Origin of the sequence: Candidatus Skiveiella danica (assembly GCF_022705245.1) — a bacterium.
Classification (GTDB): Bacteria; Pseudomonadota; Gammaproteobacteria; order Burkholderiales; family Burkholderiaceae_C; genus Skiveiella; species Skiveiella danica.
This window is the reverse complement of record NZ_JAKJEW010000026.1, coordinates 21,469-46,363: the sequence shown is the minus strand read 5'-3', so window position 1 is coordinate 46,363 and position 24,895 is coordinate 21,469. Positions and strand designations below refer to the sequence as shown.

Annotated in this window: 25 protein-coding genes; 11 read left to right on the top strand and 14 right to left on the bottom strand. The window is 64.0% G+C overall.

The window, feature by feature from the left end:
- Window positions 1–47: 47 nt before the first annotated feature.
- Window positions 48–602: a winged helix DNA-binding protein gene (locus ACMUOY_RS14850; protein WP_413893509.1), complete on the bottom strand. Its 555-nt coding sequence runs from the start codon at window positions 600–602 to the stop codon at window positions 48–50.
- Between the two features lie 233 nt (window positions 603–835).
- On the opposite strand from ACMUOY_RS14850, the gene ACMUOY_RS14845 reads away from it, so the two are divergent.
- Genes ACMUOY_RS14845 through ACMUOY_RS14835 form a run of 3 tightly spaced genes read left to right on the top strand, consistent with a single transcriptional unit; the run spans window position 836 to window position 3,648 of the window.
- Window positions 836–1,810, top strand: coding sequence for a TRAP transporter substrate-binding protein (locus tag ACMUOY_RS14845; RefSeq protein ID WP_413893508.1), 975 nt, complete (start codon window positions 836–838; stop codon window positions 1,808–1,810).
- 12 nt (window positions 1,811–1,822) lie between these two features.
- Complete coding sequence (locus tag ACMUOY_RS14840; RefSeq protein ID WP_413893507.1) at window positions 1,823–2,332, top strand: TRAP transporter small permease; 510 nt, start codon at window positions 1,823–1,825, stop codon at window positions 2,330–2,332.
- Between the two features lie 14 nt (window positions 2,333–2,346).
- Window positions 2,347–3,648 (top strand): TRAP transporter large permease, encoded by a 1,302-nt coding sequence (locus tag ACMUOY_RS14835; protein ID WP_413893506.1) that lies wholly within the window; start codon window positions 2,347–2,349, stop codon window positions 3,646–3,648.
- A gap of 469 nt (window positions 3,649–4,117) precedes the next feature.
- Here the strand turns inward: ACMUOY_RS14835 and ACMUOY_RS14830 are convergent, their stop codons facing one another.
- Window positions 4,118–4,831: a hypothetical protein gene (locus ACMUOY_RS14830; protein ID WP_413893505.1), complete on the bottom strand. Its 714-nt coding sequence runs from the start codon at window positions 4,829–4,831 to the stop codon at window positions 4,118–4,120.
- Window positions 4,832–5,166: 335 nt separating this feature from the next.
- Window positions 5,167–5,940 carry an aspartate/glutamate racemase family protein gene (locus tag ACMUOY_RS14825; protein ID WP_413893504.1) on the bottom strand — a complete coding sequence of 258 codons (774 nt, stop codon included), beginning with the start codon at window positions 5,938–5,940 and terminating at the stop codon, window positions 5,167–5,169.
- 33 nt (window positions 5,941–5,973) lie between these two features.
- Here ACMUOY_RS14825 and crcB point away from each other — a divergent pair, with 33 nt between their 5' ends.
- Window positions 5,974–6,354: a fluoride efflux transporter CrcB gene (gene crcB / locus ACMUOY_RS14820; protein ID WP_413893503.1), complete on the top strand. Its 381-nt coding sequence runs from the start codon at window positions 5,974–5,976 to the stop codon at window positions 6,352–6,354.
- Between the two features lie 172 nt (window positions 6,355–6,526).
- A complete protein-coding gene (locus tag ACMUOY_RS14815; RefSeq protein ID WP_413893502.1) occupies window positions 6,527–7,462 on the top strand; it encodes a recombination-associated protein RdgC in 936 nt (311 codons plus the stop codon).
- A 15-nt stretch (window positions 7,463–7,477) separates the two neighbouring features.
- Here the strand turns inward: ACMUOY_RS14815 and ACMUOY_RS14810 are convergent, their stop codons facing one another.
- On the bottom strand, window positions 7,478–8,920 hold the full coding sequence (locus tag ACMUOY_RS14810) for a hypothetical protein (RefSeq protein ID WP_413893501.1): 1,443 nt from the start codon (window positions 8,918–8,920) through the stop codon (window positions 7,478–7,480).
- Window positions 8,921–9,767: 847 nt separating this feature from the next.
- Window positions 9,768–10,457 carry an SH3 domain-containing protein gene (locus tag ACMUOY_RS14805; protein WP_413893530.1) on the bottom strand — a complete coding sequence of 230 codons (690 nt, stop codon included), beginning with the start codon at window positions 10,455–10,457 and terminating at the stop codon, window positions 9,768–9,770.
- 318 nt (window positions 10,458–10,775) lie between these two features.
- On the opposite strand from ACMUOY_RS14805, the gene ACMUOY_RS14800 reads away from it, so the two are divergent.
- Entirely contained in the window at window positions 10,776–12,011 is a 1,236-nt protein-coding gene (locus ACMUOY_RS14800; RefSeq protein WP_413893500.1) for an NAD(P)/FAD-dependent oxidoreductase, read from the top strand.
- Window positions 12,012–12,069: 58 nt separating this feature from the next.
- On the opposite strand, the gene ACMUOY_RS14795 is transcribed toward ACMUOY_RS14800, so the two are convergent.
- The 5 genes from ACMUOY_RS14795 to ACMUOY_RS14775 all read right to left on the bottom strand — a co-directional run bounded on the left by ACMUOY_RS14795 (window position 12,070) and on the right by ACMUOY_RS14775 (window position 16,447).
- A complete protein-coding gene (locus ACMUOY_RS14795) occupies window positions 12,070–12,309 on the bottom strand; it encodes a hypothetical protein (RefSeq protein ID WP_413893499.1) in 240 nt (79 codons plus the stop codon).
- A gap of 64 nt (window positions 12,310–12,373) precedes the next feature.
- Entirely contained in the window at window positions 12,374–12,628 is a 255-nt protein-coding gene (locus ACMUOY_RS14790; RefSeq protein ID WP_413893498.1) for a MoaD/ThiS family protein, read from the bottom strand.
- A 14-nt stretch (window positions 12,629–12,642) separates the two neighbouring features.
- Window positions 12,643–13,938 (bottom strand): NAD(P)/FAD-dependent oxidoreductase, encoded by a 1,296-nt coding sequence (locus ACMUOY_RS14785; protein WP_413893497.1) that lies wholly within the window; start codon window positions 13,936–13,938, stop codon window positions 12,643–12,645.
- Between the two features lie 166 nt (window positions 13,939–14,104).
- Window positions 14,105–15,958, bottom strand: coding sequence for an aldehyde ferredoxin oxidoreductase family protein (locus ACMUOY_RS14780; RefSeq protein ID WP_413893496.1), 1,854 nt, complete (start codon window positions 15,956–15,958; stop codon window positions 14,105–14,107).
- A gap of 12 nt (window positions 15,959–15,970) precedes the next feature.
- Entirely contained in the window at window positions 15,971–16,447 is a 477-nt protein-coding gene (locus ACMUOY_RS14775; protein ID WP_413893495.1) for a 4Fe-4S dicluster domain-containing protein, read from the bottom strand.
- Between the two features lie 234 nt (window positions 16,448–16,681).
- On the opposite strand from ACMUOY_RS14775, the gene ACMUOY_RS14770 reads away from it, so the two are divergent.
- A complete protein-coding gene (locus tag ACMUOY_RS14770) occupies window positions 16,682–17,800 on the top strand; it encodes a sigma-54-dependent Fis family transcriptional regulator (protein ID WP_413893494.1) in 1,119 nt (372 codons plus the stop codon).
- 13 nt (window positions 17,801–17,813) lie between these two features.
- On the opposite strand, the gene ACMUOY_RS14765 is transcribed toward ACMUOY_RS14770, so the two are convergent.
- Window positions 17,814–18,593, bottom strand: coding sequence for a TOBE domain-containing protein (locus ACMUOY_RS14765; protein ID WP_413893493.1), 780 nt, complete (start codon window positions 18,591–18,593; stop codon window positions 17,814–17,816).
- Window positions 18,594–18,692: 99 nt separating this feature from the next.
- On the opposite strand from ACMUOY_RS14765, the gene modA reads away from it, so the two are divergent.
- From modA to modC, 3 genes are read left to right on the top strand one after another with little or no spacing between them, the layout of a single operon-like run.
- Complete coding sequence (gene modA, locus ACMUOY_RS14760; protein ID WP_413893492.1) at window positions 18,693–19,505, top strand: molybdate ABC transporter substrate-binding protein; 813 nt, start codon at window positions 18,693–18,695, stop codon at window positions 19,503–19,505.
- Window positions 19,506–19,522: 17 nt separating this feature from the next.
- On the top strand, window positions 19,523–20,212 hold the full coding sequence (gene modB / locus ACMUOY_RS14755) for a molybdate ABC transporter permease subunit (protein WP_413893529.1): 690 nt from the start codon (window positions 19,523–19,525) through the stop codon (window positions 20,210–20,212).
- 10 nt (window positions 20,213–20,222) lie between these two features.
- Complete coding sequence (gene modC, locus ACMUOY_RS14750) at window positions 20,223–21,287, top strand: molybdenum ABC transporter ATP-binding protein (RefSeq protein ID WP_413893491.1); 1,065 nt, start codon at window positions 20,223–20,225, stop codon at window positions 21,285–21,287.
- A gap of 6 nt (window positions 21,288–21,293) precedes the next feature.
- Here the strand turns inward: modC and ACMUOY_RS14745 are convergent, their stop codons facing one another.
- The 3 genes from ACMUOY_RS14745 to ACMUOY_RS14735 are packed head-to-tail and all read right to left on the bottom strand — an operon-like array spanning window position 21,294 to window position 23,676.
- Complete coding sequence (locus ACMUOY_RS14745; protein ID WP_413893528.1) at window positions 21,294–22,067, bottom strand: extracellular solute-binding protein; 774 nt, start codon at window positions 22,065–22,067, stop codon at window positions 21,294–21,296.
- 59 nt (window positions 22,068–22,126) lie between these two features.
- A complete protein-coding gene (locus ACMUOY_RS14740) occupies window positions 22,127–22,942 on the bottom strand; it encodes an energy-coupling factor ABC transporter ATP-binding protein (protein ID WP_413893490.1) in 816 nt (271 codons plus the stop codon).
- Window positions 22,939–23,676 (bottom strand): ABC transporter permease, encoded by a 738-nt coding sequence (locus tag ACMUOY_RS14735; RefSeq protein ID WP_413893489.1) that lies wholly within the window; start codon window positions 23,674–23,676, stop codon window positions 22,939–22,941. The genes ACMUOY_RS14740 and ACMUOY_RS14735 overlap by 4 nt, the downstream gene beginning before the upstream one ends.
- Window positions 23,677–23,750: 74 nt before the next feature.
- Here ACMUOY_RS14735 and ACMUOY_RS14730 point away from each other — a divergent pair, with 74 nt between their 5' ends.
- Window positions 23,751–24,872: a substrate-binding domain-containing protein gene (locus tag ACMUOY_RS14730; protein WP_413893488.1), complete on the top strand. Its 1,122-nt coding sequence runs from the start codon at window positions 23,751–23,753 to the stop codon at window positions 24,870–24,872.
- Window positions 24,873–24,895: the final 23 nt, after the last annotated feature.

Sequence of the window (24,895 nt, the reverse complement as noted above, 5' to 3'; positions counted from 1 at the left end):
ATGACCGAAAGACGCTGGGATGATGCCAATTTGAATCAAAAAACGCGTCACAACGACGCCGCTGCCCGCGCGGCCTGGTCGTACATGCCGGACAACACGCGCAACAGCCGCGCCAGTTCGCCGATGTCGCGGTTCAGGCCGTCGTCGGCCTTGAGCGCGTTGATCAGGCAGGCCTCGCGGATCTCCCGATAGCGCTGCACATGGCCACGCCCGAGCTCGGTGGAGGCATAGGTCACCTCCTTGCCGTTCTTGCTGCCCACCACCACGCCGAGGTTCAGCAGTTTCTTGAGCGAATAGTTGATCAGGTGCGTGTCTTCCACGTTCATGATGAAGCAGATGTCGGCCAGGCGCTTGTCGCGCGCCCGGTGAGTGACGTGGTGCAGCACCAGCACGTCCAGCGGCGTGAGGTCTTTCAGTCCGGCCGCACTCATGCAGTGCGTGATCCAGCGGTGAAAGGCATTGCCAGCGACGATCAGGCCGAACTCGAACTCGCTCAGTTCCGCGCTCTGGGGCGAGACCAGGTGCGCCGACGACACGATGGGCGACGCTGCGGCCGAACGGGCGGCGGGTGCGTCGGCGGCGGGGACGGACTTCTTCGGCATGACCGGACTCCTGGATGAGGCAATGGCGTTACCACGGGGCGGAACGACAGCGTGACGAAGACGCTGCCGCTCCGTCCGGTCTGGCACCGATATTGCAAGAGGCGAATTGTAGGTAGATCAAAAACAATTTATCAACGTTTTGTTGACATTAAGGGAAAACACCGATCATCATCCACCCCGTCGGCACTACAGTCTTTCCACCGTCAACTTGCCTGTTCTAGGAGCCCCTCACCATGAAGCGACGCCTGTTTTCCACCACCGCCATCGTCCTGGCCTTCAGCGCCACCGGCAGCTTTGCCCAGACCAAGTGGGACCTGCCTGCCGCCTACCCGGCCACCAACTTCCATACCGAGAACATCACGCAGTTCGCCAAGGATGTGGACGCGGCCACCGGCGGCAAATTGAAGATCACGGTGCATGCGAATGCCTCGCTGTTCAAGGCCCCCGAGATCAAGCGTGCGGTGCAAGGCGGACAGGCGCAGATCGGTGAAGTCCTGCTGGTGAACTTCGAGAACGAAAACCCGATCTACGGTGCCGATGGCATTCCCTTCCTGGCAACGAGCTTTGCCGAAAGCAAGAAGCTGTATGAGGCCCAGAAGCCGTTCCTGGACAAGATCCTGAATGCGCAGGGCATGAAGCTGCTGTACGCCGTTCCGTGGCCGCCCCAGGGCTTGTATGTCAAGAAGGAAATCGCCTCGGTGGCCGACATGCGCGGCGTGAAGTGGCGCGCCTACAGCCCCGCCACGGCCAAGATGGCCGAACTGATCGGTGCGCAACCGGTCACCATCCAGGCAGCCGAAGTCAGCCAAGCCTTTGCCACAGGCGTGGTGGACAGCATGATGAGCTCCGGCTCGACCGGCTACGACAGCAAGATTTACGAGTCGGTGAAGTACTGGTATGACACCCAGGCCTGGCTGCCCAAGAACGCGGTCATCGTGAACCTGAAAGCCTTCAATGCGCTGGACCCGGCCACGCAGACTGCCGTCACAAAGGCTGCGGCGGAGGCCGAGGCGCGTGGCTGGAAGCTGAGCGCCGAGAAAAACGACTGGTACAAAGCCGAACTGACCAAGAAGGGCATGAAAATCCTGCCGCCCTCGCCCAAGCTCGCATCCGACCTGAAACAGGTGGGCGCCATCATGCTGGCGGACTGGGAAAAGAAGGCGGGGCCCGACGGCCAGGCCCTGGTCGCTGCTTACCGCAAGAAATAAGCCAGCTATTGCATGCGCGCCGCGCTCGACAAACTGTATGACGCGGCCGCTTGGCTGGCTGCGTTCATGATGATCGGCACGCTGCTGATGGTCGTGCTGGGCATGTTGGATCGCTACGTGTCCCTCAATTTCCGCGGCACCGACATGTACGCAGGCTACTGTATGGCCGGTGCCGGTTTCCTGGCACTGGCCCATACCTTGAAGAAGAACGAGCACATCCGCGTCACCCTGCTATTGAACGCGGTGTCGCCAGGCACCAAGCGTGCGCTGGAAATCTGGAGCCTGTGCGCCGCCGTGCTGCTGTCCGGGCTGTTCTGTTTCTACAGCATCAAGCTGGCCTGGCAATCCTGGGACTTCCACGACATCTCCACGGGCAACGATGCCACGCCGCTGTGGATTCCCCAGATTGGCATGGCGCTGGGCACGCTGGTGCTGCTGATCGCCTTTGTTGACGAGTTGGTCATGGAATTGTGCGGCCAGCGCGAGGTCGTCACCAGCGACGAAGCCCTTCACAACGAATAGAAACAGGTAGTCCCATGAGTGAAGTCGGCATCACCGCCTTGCTGGTCTTGTCGCTGTTCCTGATCCTGGGCAGCGGCGTGTGGATCGGCCTCACCCTCGCCGGCGTGGCCTGGATCGGCATGGAATTGTTCTCCAGCCGCCCTGCCGGCGACGCGATGGCGGTGACGATCTGGGGCTCCTCGTCGAGCTGGACATTAACCGCACTGCCGCTGTTCATTTGGATGGGCGAAATCCTGTTTCGCACCAAGCTGTCCGAGAGCATGTTCAAGGGACTGGCGCCCTGGGTGAACTGGCTGCCAGGCCGCTTGCTGCACACCAACGTCATCGGTTGCACCATCTTTGCCGCGGTCTCTGGCTCCAGCGCTGCCACCTGCGCCACCATCGGCAAGATGACCCTTCCTGAGCTGACTGAGCGCGGCTATCCGCAGGACCAGATCATCGGCTCGCTCGCGGGCGCTGGCACGCTGGGTCTCCTGATTCCACCGTCCATCATCATGATCGTCTACGGTGTGACAGCCGAAGTCTCGATTTCGCAGCTCTTTGTGGCCGGCGTGCTGCCTGGGTTGCTGCTCGCCTCGATGTTCAGCGGCTACCTGATCGTCTGGTCGCTGATGAACCCGGGCAAGATTCCACCGACGCGCGAGCAGTACACCTTCATGCAAAAACTCTACGAGTCGCGCCACCTGATTCCGGTGGTCGGCCTGATCACCGCCGTGCTGGGCAGCATCTATACCGGCATTGCCACCGCAACCGAGGCCGCGGCCGTGGGCGTGATGGGCTCCTTTGTGCTGTCGGCGGTGCAGCGGTCGCTGAGCTGGGCGACGTTCAAGGATTCGTTGATGGGCGCCACGCGCCTGTACTGCATGATCGCCCTGATCCTCGCCGGTGCCTCGTTCCTGACGCTGAGCATGGGCTACATCGGCCTGCCTCGTCATCTGGCGGAGTACGTGAGCTCGCTGGGCTTGAGCCCGTTCATGCTGATCCTGGTGCTGTCGGCCTTCTATATCGTGCTGGGCTGCTTCCTGGACGGCATATCTATGGTCGTGCTGACGATGGGTGTGATCCTGCCGACCGTGCAATCGGCTGGCATCGACCTGCTCTGGTTCGGTATCTTCATCGTCATCGTGGTCGAGGCCGCCCAGATCACGCCGCCGGTGGGTTTCAACCTGTTCGTGCTCCAGGGCATGACCAAGAAAGAAATCACCTACATTGCCCGCGTCACCTTGCCCTTCTTCATCCTCATGGTCGTAATGGTGCTGCTGCTGTGGTTCATGCCCCAGATCGCGACCTGGCTGCCGCAGCAGATGGCGCGATAGTCCCCGCAACCGGAGCGCTCTTGCTGGCGCGAATCAGACGCTCGTCATCGAGCAAGGATCAGCTCTTCAAGCCCGTTGCCTAGGTGAACGCATCCTGGAAAGGCAGCCAAGAGGGCTCTCGCGCGTTCAGGGGCAAAGCAGCGGTAGCCACATCGGCGCGCGACAGTGCTGCCAGATCCATCACCGTGATGCTGAAGCGGCCAATGGATGACTCTTGTTGATCATCTGATCGAGGCGCCTGCGGAAGAAATCATCGGTCAATGGCTGGTTTTTCAGAACTCACTCAAGAACTCGCAGTTTCTGAATCAGAAATTTTCGGTTCCTGAGAGCTAACCGCGATGGCATTTACCCTGCAAATCTAGCATTCATACGGGTTTCGAGGATCTTCAGGATCGACTTAGTAGCCGTCATATTCATCGAGTCTTGACGCAGAAATCAGTATTTTTGCAGCCTGATAATTTGAGGGATGTTATCTGCTTTCAGGCCAAAGACCCAGCTTATTGTCGCCGGGTGAGCCGCTCCTCAGGGAATTTCGATAGGGAATTTCCATGGTTTCTGCCCATTTTTGCAAAGCGTCCACGTATCTTACTTTTCCTGCGTCTTCCTTAATCAAGTCGGGGTGCCACTGACTGCTTGCCCTTGAATTTCCCGTATCCGGGGAAAACCCAACGAGTTCTGGATTAATATCGAATCGTACAGTTACATAATCTCCCGAAAAGTATTTACGGTAGCCGACTGCAAGCGCAGTTTTTGGCAACTCTATCTTGTTTACTCGATACCAATCAAAAATTGTTTTATCAAACTCGTTATTTGGCACATTGGTCCAAACTGGATGGGAATGATTGATAAACAAGCATGCTGGAAATTTAAAGTTCCCATCAGTTTGCTTTATCCAGAGCATGTCGGTGCGATTGCAGACTGAGTCGGTCCAATCAGTTACGACACCACTGTGCTTTGTTGCAGCAACAGAGATCGCGCCCACCCATTGATTTTTTTCGTTGACGCGAATCAGATATTTCGTCTCGGTGGAGGAGCCCGGACCACTCGTCATGTTGACGCGAGCTTCCCGTTGATTTAGCACCCGCCAATCGCCGGGAGGAAGTGCGACCGCCATCTTGCCAACTTGCAGCGGGTTTACCGCTGAAGGCAAGGCCTGAACGTGACTTTGCTGGGCGACCAACATGCCGGGATACGTCACGCAAATTAAGCATCCAAGAACATAACGCATTGATAACCTATCGCTTAGATTGATGATGGTACGTGAAGGCCGAATTCAATTCCGAATCACAATTTCACATAACTACTGCCACCTCTGTCCCAATACGACCACAAAAATCCGAAAAGAGATGGCAAATTTCGGATCGGCAGCGCCGACAAAGAGCCTCTCACTCTGAATAGCACAAAATAGTGTAATCCATCAGTTCCGTTCCGAAGCATCGTCACTAGGCTGCCGCAGAAGATGAGCGCCTGAGCCCCGCCGGCGCGCCTGCACGGGGAATCCGCGAGCGAACGAATTGGTCAGCGGCTGCACGGATACGGCTCCCGCAACGCCTGAAAAGGCCTGAACAGCCGTTCGTCATCCAGCAGGCACCAGGTCTTCAGGCCGGTCACCTCAGTGATCGCATCACGGTACGGCGGCATGTTGGTGCATTCCAGCACCACATCGGTCAGCGTTGGCTCGCGCGCCTTCAGCGCCACCGCTGCGGCCACCACATCGGCGCGCGCCAGCGCCAGATCCAGTTCGGGCTGATTGCCCAGGATGCGCGTGGCAAATTCGCCCTTCGGGTCCACGCCCTGAACGACCACATCGCCCAGCCGCTCGCGCGGTACGCCGGCGGCGCGCAGGTGCTCCTTGCCCAGTCTCGTCGCGCTGATGGTCAGCACGCCCACGCGCGGCTGCGCGGCCAGCAGCTTTGGCAGCAGCATCAGGCTGGACGTGATGACCGGCACCTTGGTGGCGGCCTGCAATTCCTTCTGCAGCAGTACCAGGAAGCCGCAGGTGGTGGTGATGGCGGCCGCGCCTTCACGCACCAGCGCGCGAACCACCGAAGCGAACGCAGGCCCCACCCTGCCCGCATGAAGGCCGGCGGCCGACTGCACCACCTTGTCGGGCCAGATGCCGCGCACCACGCGGATGTTCACCGGAACCGGCCAGGTGGCCAGGTTACCGAGGTCGCCCACGGGCCGGGGAAAACGGGTATCCAGCATCACGACGCCCATGAACGGCGCCTGCCCGGGCGTCAGCAGACGCTGCGAAATCTCGGTCGGGGTTTGCATCACGGGTACAGTCATGGCTGTATTGTCCCGTCAAAGTCTGGAAGCTTCATGCTGCAAGTGATCGCGATCTGCGTGGGAGCCTGCGTCGGCGCGCTGACCCGCTGGGGCCTGGGCCTGTGGCTCAACACCGCCGCCGCGCCGCTGCCCTGGGGCACGCTGGCGGCCAACCTGATCGGGGGCTACCTGGTGGGTGTGTGCGTGGCAGTGTTCAACAACCTGCCCGAGCTCGATCCGGTCTGGCGCCTCGCACTGGTCACCGGCTTCCTGGGCGCACTGACCACGTTTTCCAGCTTCAGCGCCGAGGTGGTGGGCATGATCCAACTCCAGCGCTACGCTCTGGCGGCGGGCACGGCCGCGCTGCATCTCCTGGGCTCCCTGGCGCTGACGATTCTTGGCCTCAAGACAGCTATGTTTTTCATAGCAGAATAAGACCATTTGACGACGGAAAGTGGCAATTTTTCTTCATATTTTCCGTTTTCAGACACCTCCGGCGCCCTGAACAGCCGCTGACGGGCCCCGCCGATCCACTAAGATGCGCCCCCGCCCGGTGCGAGCCGGGCCAGCCCTGTTTTCTCCATTTTCCCCAACCCCAAGGAAGCCCTTGTTCAAGAACCTCATCGTCTACCGCATCGGGCCCGACTGGTCCGCCACGGTCGAACACATGGAAGAAGCCCTGGCGCCGGCGCGCTTTGTCGAATGCGGCGCCACCCAGCAAAAGTCGATCGGCTGGATCGAGCCGCGCGGCGAGAAGCACGGCGCCCTGGTCGAATCGATCGGCGGCCAGCGCATCCTCAAGCTGCAGATCGAGACCAAGGCCGTGCCGGGCTCCGTCGTCAAGCGCAAGGCGCAGGAACAGATCGAGCACATCGAAGCCACCACCGGACGCAAGCCTGGCAAGCGCGAGATCAAGGACATCCGCGACGATGCCCTGCTGGCCTTGCTGCCAATGGCATTCACCAAGCAGTCGTCGGTGCAGGTCTGGATCGACCTGGCATCACGACTGCTGATGACGGACGCTGGCAGTCAGGCGAAGGCCGACGAAGTGATCACCGCGCTGGTCAGCGCCCTGCCGGGCCTGCCGCTGACACTGCTGCAGACGATGGTCTCGCCCCAGGTCGCCATGACGCAATGGCTGACCGCCGCATCGCCCGAAGAATGGCCGCTGCGCCTGAGCGTGGAGCGCGAGTGCGAGCTGAAGTCCAACGACGAGGAAAAGTCGGTGGTGAAGTTCACCCGCCACAACCTGCTCAACGACGAGATCCGCCACCACGTGGCGCAAGGCAAATTGCCCGTGACGCTGGCGCTGAGCTGGGACGGCCGCGTCGCCTTCGTGCTGACCGAGGCCTTGCAGCTGAAGAAGATCAGCTTTCTGGAGGGGGTCTTCGAAGGTACCTCGGCCGGCAAGGAAGACGGCTTTGATGCCGATGTCGCGATTGCCACGGGCGAGCTGGGCAAGCTGATTCCCGACCTGATCGATGCGCTGGGCGGGGAAATGCCGCAGACGGCGGCAGCGTCAAGCGCGCCACCCACTGCCTGAGATCCGAAGCCCGGCTCAGCAGGATCCTGATGCAGTGCAGGAAAGGACCCGCTGCAGGTTGTCCTCTGCGCGTTCGGCGAAGCCGTTGAGCATCTCCTGCAGGTCGCTCAGGGACACCGGCACCACGCTGCGCGGTGAACAACTGCCCGGACCGCTGGCCACAACCGTCATCATGGCAAAGCCGCTGGCTTCGTCGGGCAAGCTGTAAAAACCGATCAGATCGCCGGTGTTCAGGAAGCATTCGCCACCCCCGGACAGTTCGGAGACCACCAGGGGCTGCGCCGTCTGGAACAGGTAAGCGGCGGCATCCGGCGCCGCCAGCACCCCGCCCAATGTCAGCGGCGTGCCCGCCTGCAGCAAAGCCACGGTCGAGCGAACCTGCTCCCGAACCCGCAGGCGCACCTCCTCCGAGACCGACACGGCCGCACCCGGGCTGGGGGCTCCTTCGTAGCCAAACGGGGAACCAAGATCCAAGCTGCCGGGCTGTTGCGGGTTGAAGGGGCTGCCCTCGGTTTGGCTGGCAGCCTGCTGCTGCATCTGAACCATGGCACTTCGCACCGAAGCCGCCTGCGGCGATCCATACAGAGAGGTGCCAGACCAAGGCGCGGAATAGGCCCGGCCCTCCTCGAAACCGGACCAGATCTGCATGTCGCCCATCAACACCGCGGGATCGGTGTAGGCCCGCGGCGTGGAAGCAAACGCCACCCATTCGTCCACCATGCCAAACGCCACGGCGGGCAACGGCACAGGGAAAGGAACGACATAGATGGCAATATAGGCTGGCGGCAACGGGCGGGGCCGGTAATAGGCCACCGGCGCGCCGTAGAAAAAGCCGGCATCGTAGTACCGCACGACCGGCCGTGTCTCGTAAACCGGACGCCCCTTCCACCATCGCGTGTAGCGGGTGCGTTCAATCATTCTGCGCGGTTCGCCGGAGAGATCCTTGAAGGTGGTGAAACGATCCCGGTAGACCGGCCGGCCGTCGGGCAGCGTAGCCTCGCGCCGGCCATCCTGACGCGTCACGAAGTCGACCCCGTTGCCGATCGAGCGCTGCTCGAAATCACGACCCCAGACCACACGGCGACCGTCGCCATAAATCCTGGTGGTCGTCCCGGTTCGGCCGTCTTCAATCTGCCGGTAGCCGACGACCCGCCTGCTCCCGTCCGGGCGCAGGGACTGCGTGATCACGGTGCGCGCGCCATCGGGTCCCTGACGGCTGATGTCGAAACCACCACGAGGACCGCGTGGCGCCACCGTGGTGGCGCCATCCACGGTGACCGCCTGGCCCACTTGCGAAGGACTTGCGGGCGACAGGCGGCCCGTTGCGGGCAGGGGAGCGCTCTGGGTCGGCACACCCGGCCTTTGCAGTTCCCGGGCTGCCGCCGGCGTGGCGGGCGGGCTGCCCGACGGCCCCGGAATCGTCGCCGCTGGAGGCAGCTGCGGGACCGCGGGCGACAACCCGGTTGCTCCCGGCCGTGGCCCGGCAGGCTGACTCGAAAGCGGCGGCGGGCCGCGGTACGGCAGATCCCCAACCGGCGCAGGCGGCACGACTGGCGGGCGGGCACCGGCGGGTGGCAGGTTCGGTGCTGCGGTACCCGGCGCAACCGCCTGAACCGGCTGCCCCCGTGCCGCGCTGTTGGCCTCAACCGGTATGCCCGCTGGGGGCGTCCGCGGGCTCGCCAGCGGGTTGGCCCGCGGCTGGGCCTGCGCCTGCGGCGGCACCATTGGCTCAGGCGGACGCACCGCTGGCGCCAAGCGGGTCGGAGCCTCCGGGAACGAGCCTGGCTGGATCTGGCGCTGCTGAACACCCGGTTGATCGCGAACGTCGGCGGGTTGCTGTTTGCGCCGCTGAGGGTCCTGTTGCCGCTCCCTTTGTGCCTGTTGACGGTCATGCTGGGCCTGTTGCTGGGCCTGTTGCTGAGATTGCTGCTGTGCTGGCTGCATCAAGCGCTGCTGCGGGACCGCCCCGGCACCCGTTGGCAGTCGGTCAGGCGCCGGCTGTGGCGCAGGGCGATGGGGATCCGAATTCCTGGAGGGCGCTGGGGTCGCCGGTTTGCGCTCCGGCGGCGGATGGCGGCACTCCGCAGCCGAGGCTCCGTCTGCGCAATTGAGCGCGACGATGACACCCTCGCGCGCAGACCCGGCAATCGCGTGAGGCGCCAGCAGGCAGAGGAAAAGACAAAGGGAGAAAGTTCTGCCGCCTACCGATTTCATGTGCACCCTTTACCCGCAACAACAACGCAACACCTGACGCATCGCCAGTTCCAGCGATACCGGCCTACATTCGCCCAGCCGTTCACGGGAACTACCTGGCCGGCAACTGACTGGGCTGCCCTGGTCGTTGGCCGCTGCCGCCAAGTCCGGCTGGGGGCCGCTGCCAGCCTCCACCTCCGCCAGCACCCGGTGGAGGCCTTTGGCCGCCGCTGCCCCCGCCAACACCCGGAGGCGGCCTTTGACCGCCTCCGCCACCGACGACAGGCGGCGGGTGGCCTCCCGGCGGCCTGAATCCCGGTACGGGCGGGTAAGGGCCTCCTGGAGGTCGGTAGCCGGGGCGCGGCGGGTACCCCGGTCGCGGGGGGTAGCCGCCCGGGCCGTAGCCCGGCCAAGGTCGCGCAACCCAGTAGCTGCGCTGCGGATACCAGGGTCGCCCCACGTAGTGGTTATCCCAATAGTTGCCCACGAAAAAGGCAGTGACGCCAATACCGAGCAAGGCCCCGTAATTGATCAAGGGCACGTAAGTGCCCTGGTAAGGGTAGACGATGTTGCCGGCATAGACCCATCCCCGGCTGGAGCCGACTACCACGTCGCACCAACGGTAGTCTCCCAGGCAGCCTTCCACCGACAGGGCGGCCCCTGGCCAGATCGTGGCGACCACCGGATACTCCCTGGCCGGTCCGGCCCGCAGGTTGACCTCCTTGGCGGCATAAGCCAGCACCGCGTGGGACACCACGGGCACGACAGAAAGAAGGGCCAACCCCAGTTTCGCGAAATGCATTCGTTTCATGGTCTACCTTGGTGAACAAGGGCGCCCTTCTGATTGGCCGCCAGATGACTTAACGCTTCAGGTCACGCCACTGCCGACATCGCCGGTCGGCAGTGGTAAGGACTTGTATTTGACCGGGCGCAAGGAGGGTGGTTTTTTCTGCTTGCACGGAAGGACAGTGCACCATCGGTAGCTGACGTGCAGGACCATAGTCGCTACACTGCAATGGAGATCGTTGGCTTGATTGCCATGCATCTCTGAAAACATCGCTCCACTCTCGGCGAACGTGATGAAAACGCGTCCAGACCGGATGCACAAAGGTGAACTGCAATGAATTTTGTCATCATCGGTGCCGGTCCTGCCGGCGTGCGCGCGGCTGAAACCCTGCGCGAAAATGATTCTCTGGCCACTGTCACATTGGTCGGTGCGGAACCCGGGGAGCCCTATGCGCGCATGGCCATCCCGTACATCCTCAGTGGCGCCATCGACGATGGGGGTGCCCGCCAGCGCCGCTCGCTGGACCATCTGCAGGCCTTGGGCATTCGCTACCTCCATGGCAAGGCCCTGAAGGTGCAGGCCCGTCCGAATGGTGGTCAGGTCGAACTCGCAGACGGCACACAACTCCCCTACGACCGCCTGCTGGTCGCGACCGGTTCATCGCCTTCGCTGCCACCCATCCCCGGCACCGGCTTGCCCGGTGTGGTGACGTGTTGGACGCTGGAGGACGCACACCAGATCGCCGCCAAGCTGACCCCGGGCGCTCGCGTGGTCATGCTGGGCGCGGGTTTCGTCGCGGGCGTGTGCATGAAGTCACTGGTCAACAGCGGAGCCAAGCTGTCTGTTGTGGCAGGGCGCTCGGGCCAGATCCTGCGTTCGATGATGACCCCAGTCGGTAGTCACATGCTGCAGCGCTGGCTGGAAGGCCGCGGCGTGGAGATCATTGGAACCGGGCGCGTGCTCGGGATTGAACCGGGCCCGCGCCTGGTCATGGACACCCGCAGCATCGACGCCGACCTGATCATCATGGCCACCGGCGTGCATCCGAATGTGTCGTTTCTCGAAGGCACCGACGCCGAGATCCGCAGCGGGGTCGTGATCGATGCGCACATGCGCACCACCGTGCCACACATCTACGCCGCCGGTGACGTGGCGCAAGGCCGTGACTTCTCCACCGGCGAGTGGGTGGTACATGCCTTGCAACCCACCGCCACCGAACACGGGCGCGTAGCCGCCCTGAACATGCTCGGCAAGGATGTGCCCTACCGTGGCAGCCTCAGCATGAACGTGCTGGATACGGTGGGCCTGATCTCCCACACCTTCGGTTTGTGGAATGGCATACCCGGCGGAGACCACACCGAAGTGGTGGACGAAGCCAACTTCATCTACACCCGCCTGTGTTTCGATGGCGACCAGTTGATCGGCGCCATCACCATCGGCCACCCGCACCATGTCGGCGCGATCCGCGGCCTGATCCAGTCACACCGCCACCTGGGGGCCTGGAAGGACGAATTGATGAAGAACCCGCACCTGGTGATGGATGCGTTCGTCGACCTGAACAACGGTTGAAGCGGGCGTCGCACCCGCTCGCATCGAGTCGGCTTGAGGGTGGTTTTGCGTCAAACCCTCAGCCGCCGCCGCGCTGCATGTACAGATCAAACCGCTTCATGAAAGCGTGACGTTGCGCTTCGTCCAGCCCGGCAAAACGAAAGTTCACCCGCAGCACCGGCATGCGCACCAGGCCGATCACGCGCGGCGCAGCGACCTGCCATTTCAGGCCCAGTGCGCCGTCGCCGATGCGCACGCCCGCGGCGCCGGACTGCAGTTTCCAGTGATGGTCGCCCATGGCCTGAGGGAGCCAGCGCAACCACTCAGTCTCGGTGCAACCCATTTCACGCTCAAAGCTTTCGGGGTAGAACGCCTGCAAGAAATCAGCCCCCGGCAATCGGCGGCCAGATGGCCAGCACGTCGCCTTCGGCCAGGCTCTTGGTGGCGCGATGCTCCGGCGCAACGTAGCTGCCATTGACCAGCACCAGATGCACCTGCTTCTCGGGCAGACGGTACCGCTCCACCAGTTGGCCAATCGTGGTGTCGGGCGCAATGTCCAGCGCCACCTGATTGGTGTACTTCTCGTCCGTGGGCAGGTAGTCGGTGAGCGAAGCAAACAGTTTGAAGGTGATGTTCATGCCGACACGATTCCCTAGCGCTTGCGTCCGGTCTTGCCGCCGGACCAGTCGTGCTGCCCCAGCGCTGCCGCCTGGTAGGCCTGCACCAGGCGGGTCGGGTCCTGCATCAGTTTGTCCTTCCACTCACCCAGCTTGATCTGGCCTTCGACCAGGCCGCGCATCACGCCGATATGCTCGGTCCAGCCGACCGCGTTGCAGCCCACCATCACGTCGTCCTGAAAACGCAAGCTCAGGTGCCGCCCCGTGGCCTTGTCGGTCAGTTCCACATGGTCATCGCCCGGCTTGCCCTGCCAGTCGCCAAAACTGGCCGAGACCAGGCCCAGGGTGTCCAGCACGTTGATCTGCGTCACGCCGCTAAGGTCGGCCTGCGCCGGCTTGCCCCGCGCGAAGGCGACCATGTTGGTGGCCGCGATACGCGCCTGCTCGGAGGCATTGGGCTGAATCGCGCTGACGATGGTCTTGCCACTGACCTTGTCGAAGGCTTCGGCACAGTCGCCCGCGGCGAACACACCGGGCACATTGGTTTGCAGATGCTCATCGGTCAACACGCCCAGCAGACAGGTGATGCCGGAGTGCTCCAGAAAACCGATCGCCGGACGCACGCCGGCCGCACTGACAACGAGATCGGCCTGCTTGGTGGTGCCGTTGGACAGTTTCACATTCAAGGGTTCACCGGGCTCGATCGACTCGACTCGCGTGCCGGTGAAGACTTCAATGCCCTTGGCCTCGCACCAGTCGCGGATCATGCCGCCCGCCGTCGGCCCCATCATGCGCGGCACCATGCGGTCGCCCATCTCCACCACACTCAGGTGCACACCGCGCGCGAGCAGCGACTCCATGATGATGCAGCCGATAAAACCGGCACCCAATTGCAGCACCCGCGCACCGGGTTTGGCGCGCTCGGCAATGGCACGGGCATCGGCCAGCGTCCAGCAGGTATGAACGCCTTCGGACTGGATGCCGGGGATGGGCGGGCTCACCGGGTGGGAGCCGCTGGCGATCAGCAAGGTGTCGTAGCCCAGCTTTTCTCCGCCCGTCAATTCGATGCTCTTCGTCGCCGCGTCCACCGATTGCACGCGGGCTTGAAGCAGTTTGACCCCCAGATCTTCAAAGTGCGTCGGGCTTTTTCGCAGGTACGTGCCACGCTCATCGATATTGCCCATCAACAGGTAAGGGATGGCCATGCGCGAGTAAGACGGCTCAGGTTCGTCCCCGATGAGGGTGACGCTGTCTTGCGGTGCCAGCTTGCGAAGGGTTTCGGCGGCAATGACACCGGCCGGGCCGGCACCGATGATGACGTGGTGGGTCATGGAGATCTCCAGAAAAAAAAGCGGTCATTGAAGACCGCTTGCTTGTTGCGCTGTGAATACCACTGAGGCTTCCTGGGGTCAAGGTTGATCGGGGTCAGCACACAGGTCCGCTACGCGTCCCGTGATCCGATCCCCAATACCCCCGTCCCCAAAAACCCTGTGCTTTTTACAGTCCCAGGCGTTCCTTGGTCGCGGCGGTGGGACGGCCTTCGCTGTCCCAGCCGCGTGCTTCGTAGTACAGCGGCAGCATCGTGGCCAGTTCGTTGAACTTGCCTTTGGCGGGGCCGGTCTTGCAGGCACTTTCCACACTGGTCAAGCGGGCGGGCAGACTGTCGTCCTTGCTGGTGAAGCCGGCACGATTGTTGAACTCCCGCTCCATGTTCCAGATGCGCTCGCCGATCTTGGCCAGCTCTTCAACGGTGTACTGTTCGCCGCATGCACCCTGCATCTGCGGTGCCAGGTCCTGCAGGCCCCAGGCGAAGGTGGTGAAGATGCACAGACCGGACGAGTCGAACGCGGCGGTGGCATCCTGGAAGGCCTTGACCAGTTCGGGCTTGCCCTGGCTTTCCAGCGGATCGGTCTTGACCGGGATGCCCAGGACTTCGGACGCAATGGTGTAGCCGCGCAGGTGGCAGCCGCCACGGTTGCTGGTGGCGTAGGCCAGGCCAATGCCCTGGATGGCGCGCCCGTCGTAGGCCGGGAATTCCTGACCTTTCGACGACATGCTGAGTTCCGGGTGCCCATAATTGGCGGTCAGACGCTTGGAGCCCTGGCCGATTTCCTTGCCAAAACCACGGCCATTGACGGTTTCTTCGGCCAGGAAAGCCAACGCGCGGGCGGAACCAAACGGGGCTTCGATACCAAGCTGTTCCTTGGTCAGGATGCCCATGGCATAAAGCTCCATGACGGCACCAATGGTCGTGCCAAACGTGATGGGGTCGATGCCTTCTTCGTTGCACAACATGTTGACGTATTGCAGCGCTTCCAGGTCGTTCACGCCATTGGCCGCGCCCAGCGCCCATGCGGCTTCGTATTCGAGCCCGCCGCTGGCACCACGGTACTGCGGCTTGTTTTCGATGGTGAAGTGGTTTTCGTCCATCTTGCTGATGCGACCGCAGGCAATCGTGCAGCCGAAGCAGGCCTGGTTGGTCACCAGTTGCTTCTTGCCGTCGGTCTTGCGCGGCGTGGCCATGGCTTCGGCGCCAATGTCCTTGGCCCCTTCAAACTGGTTGTCCTGATGGTTGCGGGTGGGCAGACCGCCCACTTCGTTGATGACGCTCATCAGCACCTGGGTGCCCATGGCGGGCAAGCCGGTGCCGGTGACGCCGTTCTCGGCCAGGACTTTCTTGCCCGCCTTGACGGCCGCCATGAAGGCTTTCGGGTCGCGCAGGTTGCCCACGCCCTTGGTGCCGCGCACGGCGATCGCCTTGAGGTTCTTGCTGCCCATGACCGCGCCGACGCCGGAGCGGCCCGCCGCGCGGTGCAGGTCATTGACCACGGCGGCAAACAGCACGCCGTTTTCGCCGGCCTTGCCGATGCTGGAGACGCGGGTCAGCGGGTCCTGCAGGCCCTTCTTGATGATCTCTTCGGTTTCCCAGACGCTCTTGCCCCACAGGTGGCTGGCATCGCGCAGCTCGGCCAGATCATCGTTGACGTAAAGGTAGACCGGCTTGGCCGACTTGCCTTCAAAAATGACCATGTCCCACCCGGCCATCTTGAACTCGGCGCCCCAGTAACCGCCCGAGTTGGAGCAGGCAATGGCACCGGTCAGTGGGCCTTTGGTGATGACGGTGTAGCGGCCACCCGTGGAGGCCATGGTGCCGGTCAGCGGACCGGTGGCCCAGATGATCTTGTTGTCGGCGGACAAGGGGTCCACCGTGGCATCCACTTCTTCGACCAGGTACTTGGTACCCAGGCCCCTGGAGCCGAGGTAGGCATGCGCCCAGTCCATGTTGAGGGGTTCGGCCTTGACGGTGCCGGCGGTGAGGTTGACGCGGAGAATTTTTCCTGCCCAAGACATGATGGTGGCTCCTTAAGCGGCGGTGGATTGGTTGCCAAGCTTGTCGGCCCACTGGGCCATCTTGCTCAAACCGGTCCAGTTGGCATCGATGAAGGTGATGGCGCCGGTCGGGCACGCCTCGGCGCAGGCCGGCTCACCCCCGCAGAGGTCGCATTTCTGCACCTTGCCGGTATCGGCCACGTAATTGATCGTGCCAAACGGGCAGGCGATCGTGCAGACCTTGCAGCCCACGCAGGTGGTCTCGTTCACCACCTTGGCGCCGGTGACCTTGTCCACGGTGATCGCCTCCACCGGGCAGGCGTGCAGACACCAGGCCTCGTCGCACTGCGTGCAGGTGTAGGGCACTTTCTTGCCCGTGTGGTGAAAGTCGAAGACCTTGATGCGCGACTTGGCCGTGGCGTAGGTGCCATAGTTCTCGAAGGAACAGGCCATCTCGCACTGCATGCAGCCCGTGCACTTGTCCGCGTTGATATGCAACACCTTTTGCATGTGTCTCTCCTGTGGGTAGCGGCACCTATGAAATGCCTTGCCTATGAATGGGAATGCATAGCGATTGTTGGCTCACTACCCCCTCACAAACCTAGTATTTACCCTTAAATGACCACTTAGCGTCAGATATTCTCAAGATGAGACACTCTGCGGGAAGCGAGCGGCCTGTCCCGATGGCGCCATTTCTGCTCCGCGCAAAACCGGCACAATTCCCAATCAGCCAATGCCCTGCCGATGACCGCCCCCATTGTCCCGCTGCCCACCACGCCCGACCACCGGCTGGCTCGGATCGAGGCCGCGCGCCGAGCCGTGATGAACGACGAACCGCTGACGGCGCCAGCCATGGAGCCCTGGATCGAGCGTTCCTGGCGGCGGTGTCTGGCCAGCGGGCAGCGCCCGGAACAGCGGGTCGGGTTCGACGTGGTGTCCAGCCACGTGTTGCGGCGCACCCTGGAGTCCAACCGCAATCTGATTGACGCGGCGCGGCCGGTTCTGCAAACGCTGGGGCGCGCGATCGCCAACACCCGCTATTTCGCCATCCTGACCAATGCCAGTGGCGTCGTCGTTGATGTGAACGGTCCGATCGACCGGTCCGACCGCCGCGCGAACATGATCACCCGGGTCGGCGTGGATCTTTCGGAGGCGTCCGTCGGAACCACAGCCATCGGCGCTGCGCTGGTGGAGCTGCAGCCGGTGTGGCTGCACCGTGGGGAGCACTTCTTCGCCGACACGTCCGTCTACAGCTGCGCGGGCGCACCGCTGTTCGGGCCGGATGGCCTGTGCGTGGGCATGCTCGACCTGACCGGCATCGAGGCCGTCGAACGCCCGGAGCTGCGCCATATGGTGGTGCAGTCGGCCCGCAGCATCGAGAACGCGCTCACGCTGCGCCAGCCCCATAGCCTGCTGGTGAGGCTGAACTGGCCCGGGGGCGCGATGGGCGAGGACTCAGACGGCATGATCTGCCTGGATGGCGACGGCTGGGTGACCGGCGCGAACCCGACCGCGCGCCAGATGGTTTCACAGCTCGGTGTGTCGGGACGGGAACGGGTGCATGCCAGCGAACTGTTTGCCCTGCCGTTTGAGATGCTGTTTGATGCCAGCGATCAGGCGAACAACGCCATGGAACTGCCCCTGTGGTCGGGCCTTCGCCTTCAGGCACGCGCGCAACGCCCTGGCCATCAGATCGCCGGCGCACCCGCCCAGGATCGCATCCCGTTGAAAGAAGTCGAAATCGCACTGATCCACAAAGCCGTGGCCGATGCGAAGGGCAACGTGCAACAGGCCGCCCGGGCGCTGGGCATCAGCCGCGCCACCGTGTACCGAAAACTGGGCACAGGACGCACCGCGCGGTGAATCTCGCCACCCGTCAGCGCGGCAAAGCGAGAACCAACGCGGAATGGGCCATTCTCGCCGTTGCAGGGTGTCCCGGTGTAGCCCTGAAGGGATGGGTGGCAAAACCCACCCAATGCCCTCCGCCGTGCAAGGCCAGGACGACCTCGTCCTGGCCCGCGCCAGCCGATACCCGTTCGACTTCACCGGGCAGTTCATTTTCGGCCGCAGTCTGAATCGGCTCGGTCTGCCCTTCGTCCACAGCTTGTACTTTTACCGCGGTGGCCTTGCACAGCACCAGCACCCGCAATCCCGGGCCCAACGCGAGCAGATCAGCGCTCTCACGCGTGACGCTGGCGACCAGGATCGCGCGGCCGGGCGTGCACAGCCGCACTCGAACGGTCAGATCGGCCGGAGCCAGAACCTCAACGTCCTGAACTTCGCACGGCAACTGGTTGCGCATGCTGGTCTGCAAGCCGAGACCGCTCGCGATCAGGGGCTGACCTGCGAAGCGTGCCAGAACGGCGTCGCGGGCGCGCTGGAGCTCGTCGGCCATCGCCAGCAGTTGCAGGCCCTGCGGGGTGATGCGTGCGCCACCGCCGCCACTGCCGCCGACGGTACGATCCACCAGCGGTGCCTCGCTGAGGTTGGTCAACGTGTCGATCGCCTGCCACGCCGCCTTGTAGCTGATGCCGGCGTCGCGCGCCGCCTGCGAGATCGAGCCGGTCTCGCCCACCCGCCGCAACACCTCCAGCCGCTTGTCGCTGACGGCGTGACCAAGGGCTTCCGTCAATGCGGCTGGTGCAAGGGCTGACATGTCGGAGTTCCTCCACAAAGTGCGCATCGATGGCAGGGTCGACCGACCGATCGCTATTCCAAAATCGAATATCGATCTGCTACCATCGCTATTCCTATTATGAACAACGTATCCACGCCCCCGCACTGTGAGCGCCTGAAGACCGCGCGGGGCCTTTTTTCGACCGGGCTTTTCGCCTTCGCGGCGTTGCTGCCCGTCGCGCAAGCGGAAACCGCCCGGGTCGCCGCGGCGTCCGACCTGAAATTCGCTTTCGACGAACTGAAGCCGCTGTTCGAGACGACCCATCCATCGCACAAGCTTGAACTCGTCATGGGTTCTTCGGGCAAATTCACGCAGCAGATTGAAAACGGCGCGCCGTTCGACGTGTTTTTCTCGGCCGATGTCAGCCTGCCGAAGCGGCTTCTGGACAGTGGCAAAGCCCTGGCGCCCGTGACCACCTATGCCTTCGGCCGCATCGTGCTCTGGAGCGCCAAGCTGGATGCGACCCGACTCACACTCAAGGACCTGGACCGTCCGGACATCCGCAAGATCGCGATCGCGTCGCCCGACCATGCGCCCTATGGTGCCCGTGCCAAGGAGGCCCTGGTCCGTATCGGCATGTGGGCCAAGGTGGAGTCCAAGATTGCCCTGGGCGAAAACATCTCGCACACTGCGCAACTGGTGGACATGCAAGCCGCCGAGGTGGGCGTGATCGCGCTGTCGCTGGCCCTCAATGAGCAATTGGCACGCAAGGGGGGTTACCACCTGATCCCCGCCGATCTGCACAGCCCGCTGGAGCAGGCCTATGTCATTACCCACCACGGCAAGAACAACACGGCCGCCAAGACCTTTGTGGATTTCATGGGCACGCCGACGGCCCGAAAGGTCATGCGGCGCTACGGCTTCATACTGCCGGGAGAACAACTCCGATGAGCGGCCCGCCAACCACCCTGGGGCTGACCGGTGACGAATGGCAGTCGATCGCGCTGACTGCCGAACTGGCCGGACTGACCACGCTCATCCTTCTGGCGCTCGCGGCGCCACTGGCCTGGTGGCTCACCCGAACCGGCTCACGCTGGTCCAGCGCGGTATCGGCTCTGGTGTCACTCCCTTTGGTGCTGCCGCCCACGGTGATCGGCTTTTACCTGTTGCTGGCCCTGGGACCACAGGGGGCCGTGGGCGGTACGCTGGAGCGCCTGGGCCTGTACCACCTGGCCTTCAGTTTCACCGGGATTCTGATCGGCTCGATCATCTATTCGCTGCCGTTCGCGGTGCAGCCGCTGCGTGAGGCCTTCGCGGCCATCGACCCGCGTGTGCTCGACGCCGCCGCAACCCTGCGCGCCAGCGCCTGGGACCGGTTCTTCTCCGTGGTCCTGCCGCTGTCGCGCGGCGGCGTCCTGACCGCCGTGGTGATCACCTTTGCCCACACCATCGGCGAGTTCGGGGTGATCGCCATGCTCGGCGGCAACATCGCCGGCGAAACACGGGTGGTCTCCATCGCCATCTACGACCACACCCAGGCCCTCGAATACGACGCGGCGCACCGGCTCTCAGCCGTGTTGCTGTGCTTCTCCTTTGTCACCTTGCTGGCCTTCTATGCCATCAACCGGAGGGTGATGAGTCCGATCAAACCGCAGTGACCGCCACGCCATGATCGAAGGCCATCTCCGCCTGCAGCGCGGGTGCTTTCTGCTCGACAGCGGTCCCTTCGCCTTTGCGGCCGAAGGCGTGACCGCCTTGTTCGGCCGCTCCGGCTGCGGCAAAAGCACGCTGTTGCGGGCCATCGCCGGGCTCGATGCGGCCACCACCGGCCAACTGCGGTTTCGGGGTGAGGTCTGGCAGGATGGTCGCCGGGCGTTGCCGGCGGCACGGCGCGACATCGGTTTCGTGTTTCAGGATGCCGCACTTTTCCCGCACCTGAGCGTGCGCCGTAATCTGCTCTACGCCATTAAGCGGGCGCCCGGCGCGGACAAAAAGGATCTGGATCGCCTGGCCGAACGAGTGGGCATCACCTCGCACCTCGACCAGGACGTCACCACCCTGTCGGGCGGTCAGCGTCAACGCGTGGCCATCGCGCGCGCCTTGCTCATGCGCCCGCGCGTGTTGTTAATGGACGAACCGCTGGCCGCCCTGGACTGGCGGGCCAAGGCCGAACTGTTGCCGCTGATCGACGGACTGACCCTGGAATCCGGCATTGCCGTCCTGTACATCACCCACGCGCCCCAGGAAGTGGAGCGCCTGGCCGCGCGTGTGATGTTCATGGAAGCCGGCCGCGTGCAGCAAATCGAGAGCCTGCGCGACGCGCTGGCGCGCCCGGACTCGCCACTGTTCGCCGAGGAAGGGCCGGTGTCTGTGCTGCACGGTCACCTGGGTCCGGGTCCGGGCCCAGGACTAGCCACATTCGACTGTGGCGAATCCCGCTTCACCCTTCTGCAACCGGACGGCGCGATGCGCAGCGCCACGCGGTTGCGGGTGCTCGCTCGCGACGTGGCGCTGGCGACCACACAGCCCGTCGGGTTGAGCATGCTCAACCAGCTTCCTGTGCGCATCACCGCGATGCATCCGCACGACGATGGCCGGATCACGGTGATGTGCGCGCTACCCGGTGGCCAGATGCTGCTGGCCAGCATCACCCGGTATTCGCAGCAGGCACTGCAACTGGCTCCGGATCAGCCGGTCTGGGCACTGGTGAAGTCCGTGGCACTGATGGACTGAATCCGATCACCGCGCCACCGCGACGGCATTCGGGAAAAACAGCTGCTCGCCACCGATCTTGTAGCTGGCGATCACGTTCTGGCCGGCAGGCGACACCACCCAGTCCACGAACTTCTGTGCATCCGCCGCCTTCACATGCGGGTGCTTCGCGGGGTTGACCACCATCACGCCGTACTGGTTGAACAGCTGCTTGTCGCCTTCGACCAGAATCGCCAGGTCGGCGCGGTTCTTGAAGTTGAGCCAGGTGCCACGGTCGGCCAGCACATAGGCGCCGGTGGAGGCTGCCATGTTGAGCGCGGGCCCCATGCCGCAACCGCATTCCTTGTAGCCGCTGCCCTTTTTGTCGGCCAGGCCGGCCTGACTCCAGAAACGCAGTTCGGCGGCGTGGGTGCCACTTTTGTCGCCGCGCGAAATGAAAGCGCCGTTGGCGGCGCTGATCTTCTTCAGAGCGGCGACGATGTCACTGCCCTTGGTCGCTACCGGATCGCCCTTGGGCCCGACCAGCACGAAATCGTTGTACATGACCGGGTAGCGCCTGAGGCCGAAGCCCTCGGCGACGAATTTCTCCTCGGCCGCCTGGTCGTGCACGAACACCACGTCGGCATCGCCACGGCGCGCCGTGTCCAAGGCCTGGCCGGTGCCCAGCGCCACGACCTTGACGTCGATGCCGCTGGCCTTCTTGAATTCGGGCAACAGGTGGGCGAACAGACCGGACTGCTCGGTCGAGGTGGTGGACGACATCACGATCGACTGGGCCTGGGCCAGCCCGGACACTATCATTCCGATAGCTACCAATGACCATTTGACGCTGGGGTGGTGGCAAAAATACTTGAAATCCTTCACGGAAGCTCTCCTTTGACAAACAAATGGGCGGCCGGATACTGCGACTGCAGCAGCAGGCCGTTGAAAAACTGGTCCACCGGCAGATCGGCCAACACTCGGCCTTGCTCCAGGTAGATCACGCGCGTGGCCAGGCGTTTGACCTGGCCCAGGTTGTGGCTCGCGAACACCAGGGACACCGGGCCTTGGCGCGCGCCGTCGGCCAAGGCCCCGGTGGCGAATTCCGCCACCAGCGTCTCCACGTCGTGCTTGGCGCGGGGGTCCAGACTGGCGGTGGGCTCGTCCAGCAGCAGGACGTCGGGCCGGCTGGCCCAGGCGCGCGCAAGCGCCAGGCGCTGTTGCTGCCCACCGGACAGTGTCCTGGCATTGCGTCCGGCCAGGCTGGCCATACCGACGCGATCCAGCGCCTGCATGGCACGCTGCTTCGCGTCGGCCCAGCCCAGCCCACCCAGCCAAAGGCCGAGCGCGATGTTGTTGCGCACCGTGGTACGCAACATGTAGGGCCGCTGAAACAGAAGGGCCTGACGCGCGGCCGCATCGCGCACGATGCGTCCACCCGCGGGCTGCACCAGCCCGTTGAGCAGGCGCAGCATCGTGCTCTTGCCGCAGCCGTTGGCGCCCACCAGCGCGACGCGCTCGCCATGGCGCAGCCGCACGCTCACGTCCTGCAAGGCGTCCACCGGACCCAGCCGCACGCAGACCCGGTCCAGATCGAACAGCAAAGGGAAATCGGAGCCCGAGGCCAGCCGCTGCGCGGCCGGTGCGTCGTGCAGCGGGCTGTTCACGGGCGCCCTGTCGAAGGCGTCCCGCTTCATGAGGCCAGCACCGCGGCAGGGGCTGCCACGCCCCCGTCCAGACGCTCGCGCCAGCGGCGCAGCGCCGAGATCAGGGCGTTGAGCAGGAGCACCACCGCCAGCAGGATCAGGCCCAGCGCCAGCGCCAGCGGCAGGTCGCCCTTGCTGGTTTCCAGTGCGATCGCGGTGGTCATGACCCGCGTGAACCCGTCGATGTTGCCGCCGACGATCATCACCGCGCCCACTTCCGAAATGGCGCGGCCGAACGAGGCGATCAGCACGGTCAGAAGTGCGTAGCGCTCGTCCCAGGCCAGCAGCAGCCCGCGCAGGGCGGTGTGCGCCCCCAGCGAGCGCAGCTGTTCGCCATGTGAGCGCTCAGCATCCTCCACCGCCTGGCGGGTGAGCGCCGTGACGACAGGAACCACCAGAACCACCTGTGCCAGCACCATCGCCTTGAAACTGAACATCCAGCCCAGGAAACCCAGCGGGCCGGTCCGGGACAGCATCAGGTAGACCAGCAGGCCCACCACGACGGAGGGCAGGGCGAGCAAGGTGTTGAGAACCGTCAGCACCGCATCCCGGCCGGCAAACCGCGCCACGGCCAGCCAGGCACCCGCCACCAGTCCGACGCCGCAGGCGATGGCACAGGCCGTCGCGCTGACCGCGAGCGAGCGCCCCACGACGGTCCACAGCCCCGTATCAAAGGAAACGATCAGCGCCAATGCCGTCGTGGCGCTTTCAGAGAAGGTGGACATGGAGCAAAGGCGGGGCGGACGGCATGGATCGGGTATCGTAGGCATCCGATCAATTCCCTGCGATATGTTCCACCGTGCATAGGGTCCAGCTCCACTACACGCTGCGGCGCGACGCCAGCGACGCGCTGGTGCGCCACCCGCTGATCGACCTGCTGCAGGCCGTGGACGCGCACGGCTCCATTTCGGCGGCGGCGCGCGCGCTGGGCTTGTCGTATCGCCACGTCTGGGGCGAGCTCAAACGCTGGGAAGACGAGCTGGGCAGCGAACTCATCCTTTGGGAAAAAGGCCAGTCGGCCCGCCTGTCGGACTTCGGGGCCAAGCTCATGTGGGCCGAGCGCCAGGCGCAGGCCCGCCTGAGCCCGCAGATCGAGGCGCTGCGCGCCGATCTGGAGCGGGCCTTTGCGGTGGCCTTCGACCCGTCCGCGCACGTGCTGACGCTGTACGCCAGCCATGACGACGCCTTGCCTGCCCTGCGCGCACATGCAGCCGCCGAGCACAACCTGCATCTGGACATCCGTTTCACCGGCAGCGTGGACGCCATTGCTGCGCTCAACGAAGGCCGCTGCATCATGGCCGGCTTCCACACGCTGACCCAGCCCGACCCCGATTCGCTGGCGGCGCGAACCTACAAGCCACTGCTGCAGCCGGGATTGCACAAGATCATCGGCTTTGGCCGGCGCACGCAGGGCCTGATCGTCGCGCCCGGCAACCCGCTGGGCCTGCACAGCCTCCACGATGTGGCGCGCACCGGCGCACGCTTCGTGAACCGGCCGATGGGCTCGGGCACGCGGGTGCTGCTGGACGATCTGCTGGCCGACGCCGGTCTGTCCGCAGCCGCCCTGTCGGGCTATGCCGACACCGAGCCCTCCCACGCGGCTGTCGCCCAGGCCGTTGCGGCCGGACAGGCCGATGCCGGCCTCGGCATCGAGCTGGCCGCTCGCTCGCGCGGGCTTGACTTTGTTCCCCTGGCGCACGAGGACTACCACCTGGTCTGCCTGAAATCCGCCCTGGAGCAACCGGCCATCCAGGCCTTGCGCGCGACCTTGCACAGTGCCGCCTGGCAAGAGCGCATGGCTGCGCTGGCCGGCTACACCTGCACGCGCTGCGGTGACATCCTTTCGTTGCGCGAGCGGCTGCCCTGGTGGACCTTTCGGCCAAAAAAGCGCCCCATCCCAGCGTCGGATGGTCACCGATAGCTATTGAATTGATACCCCCTGCA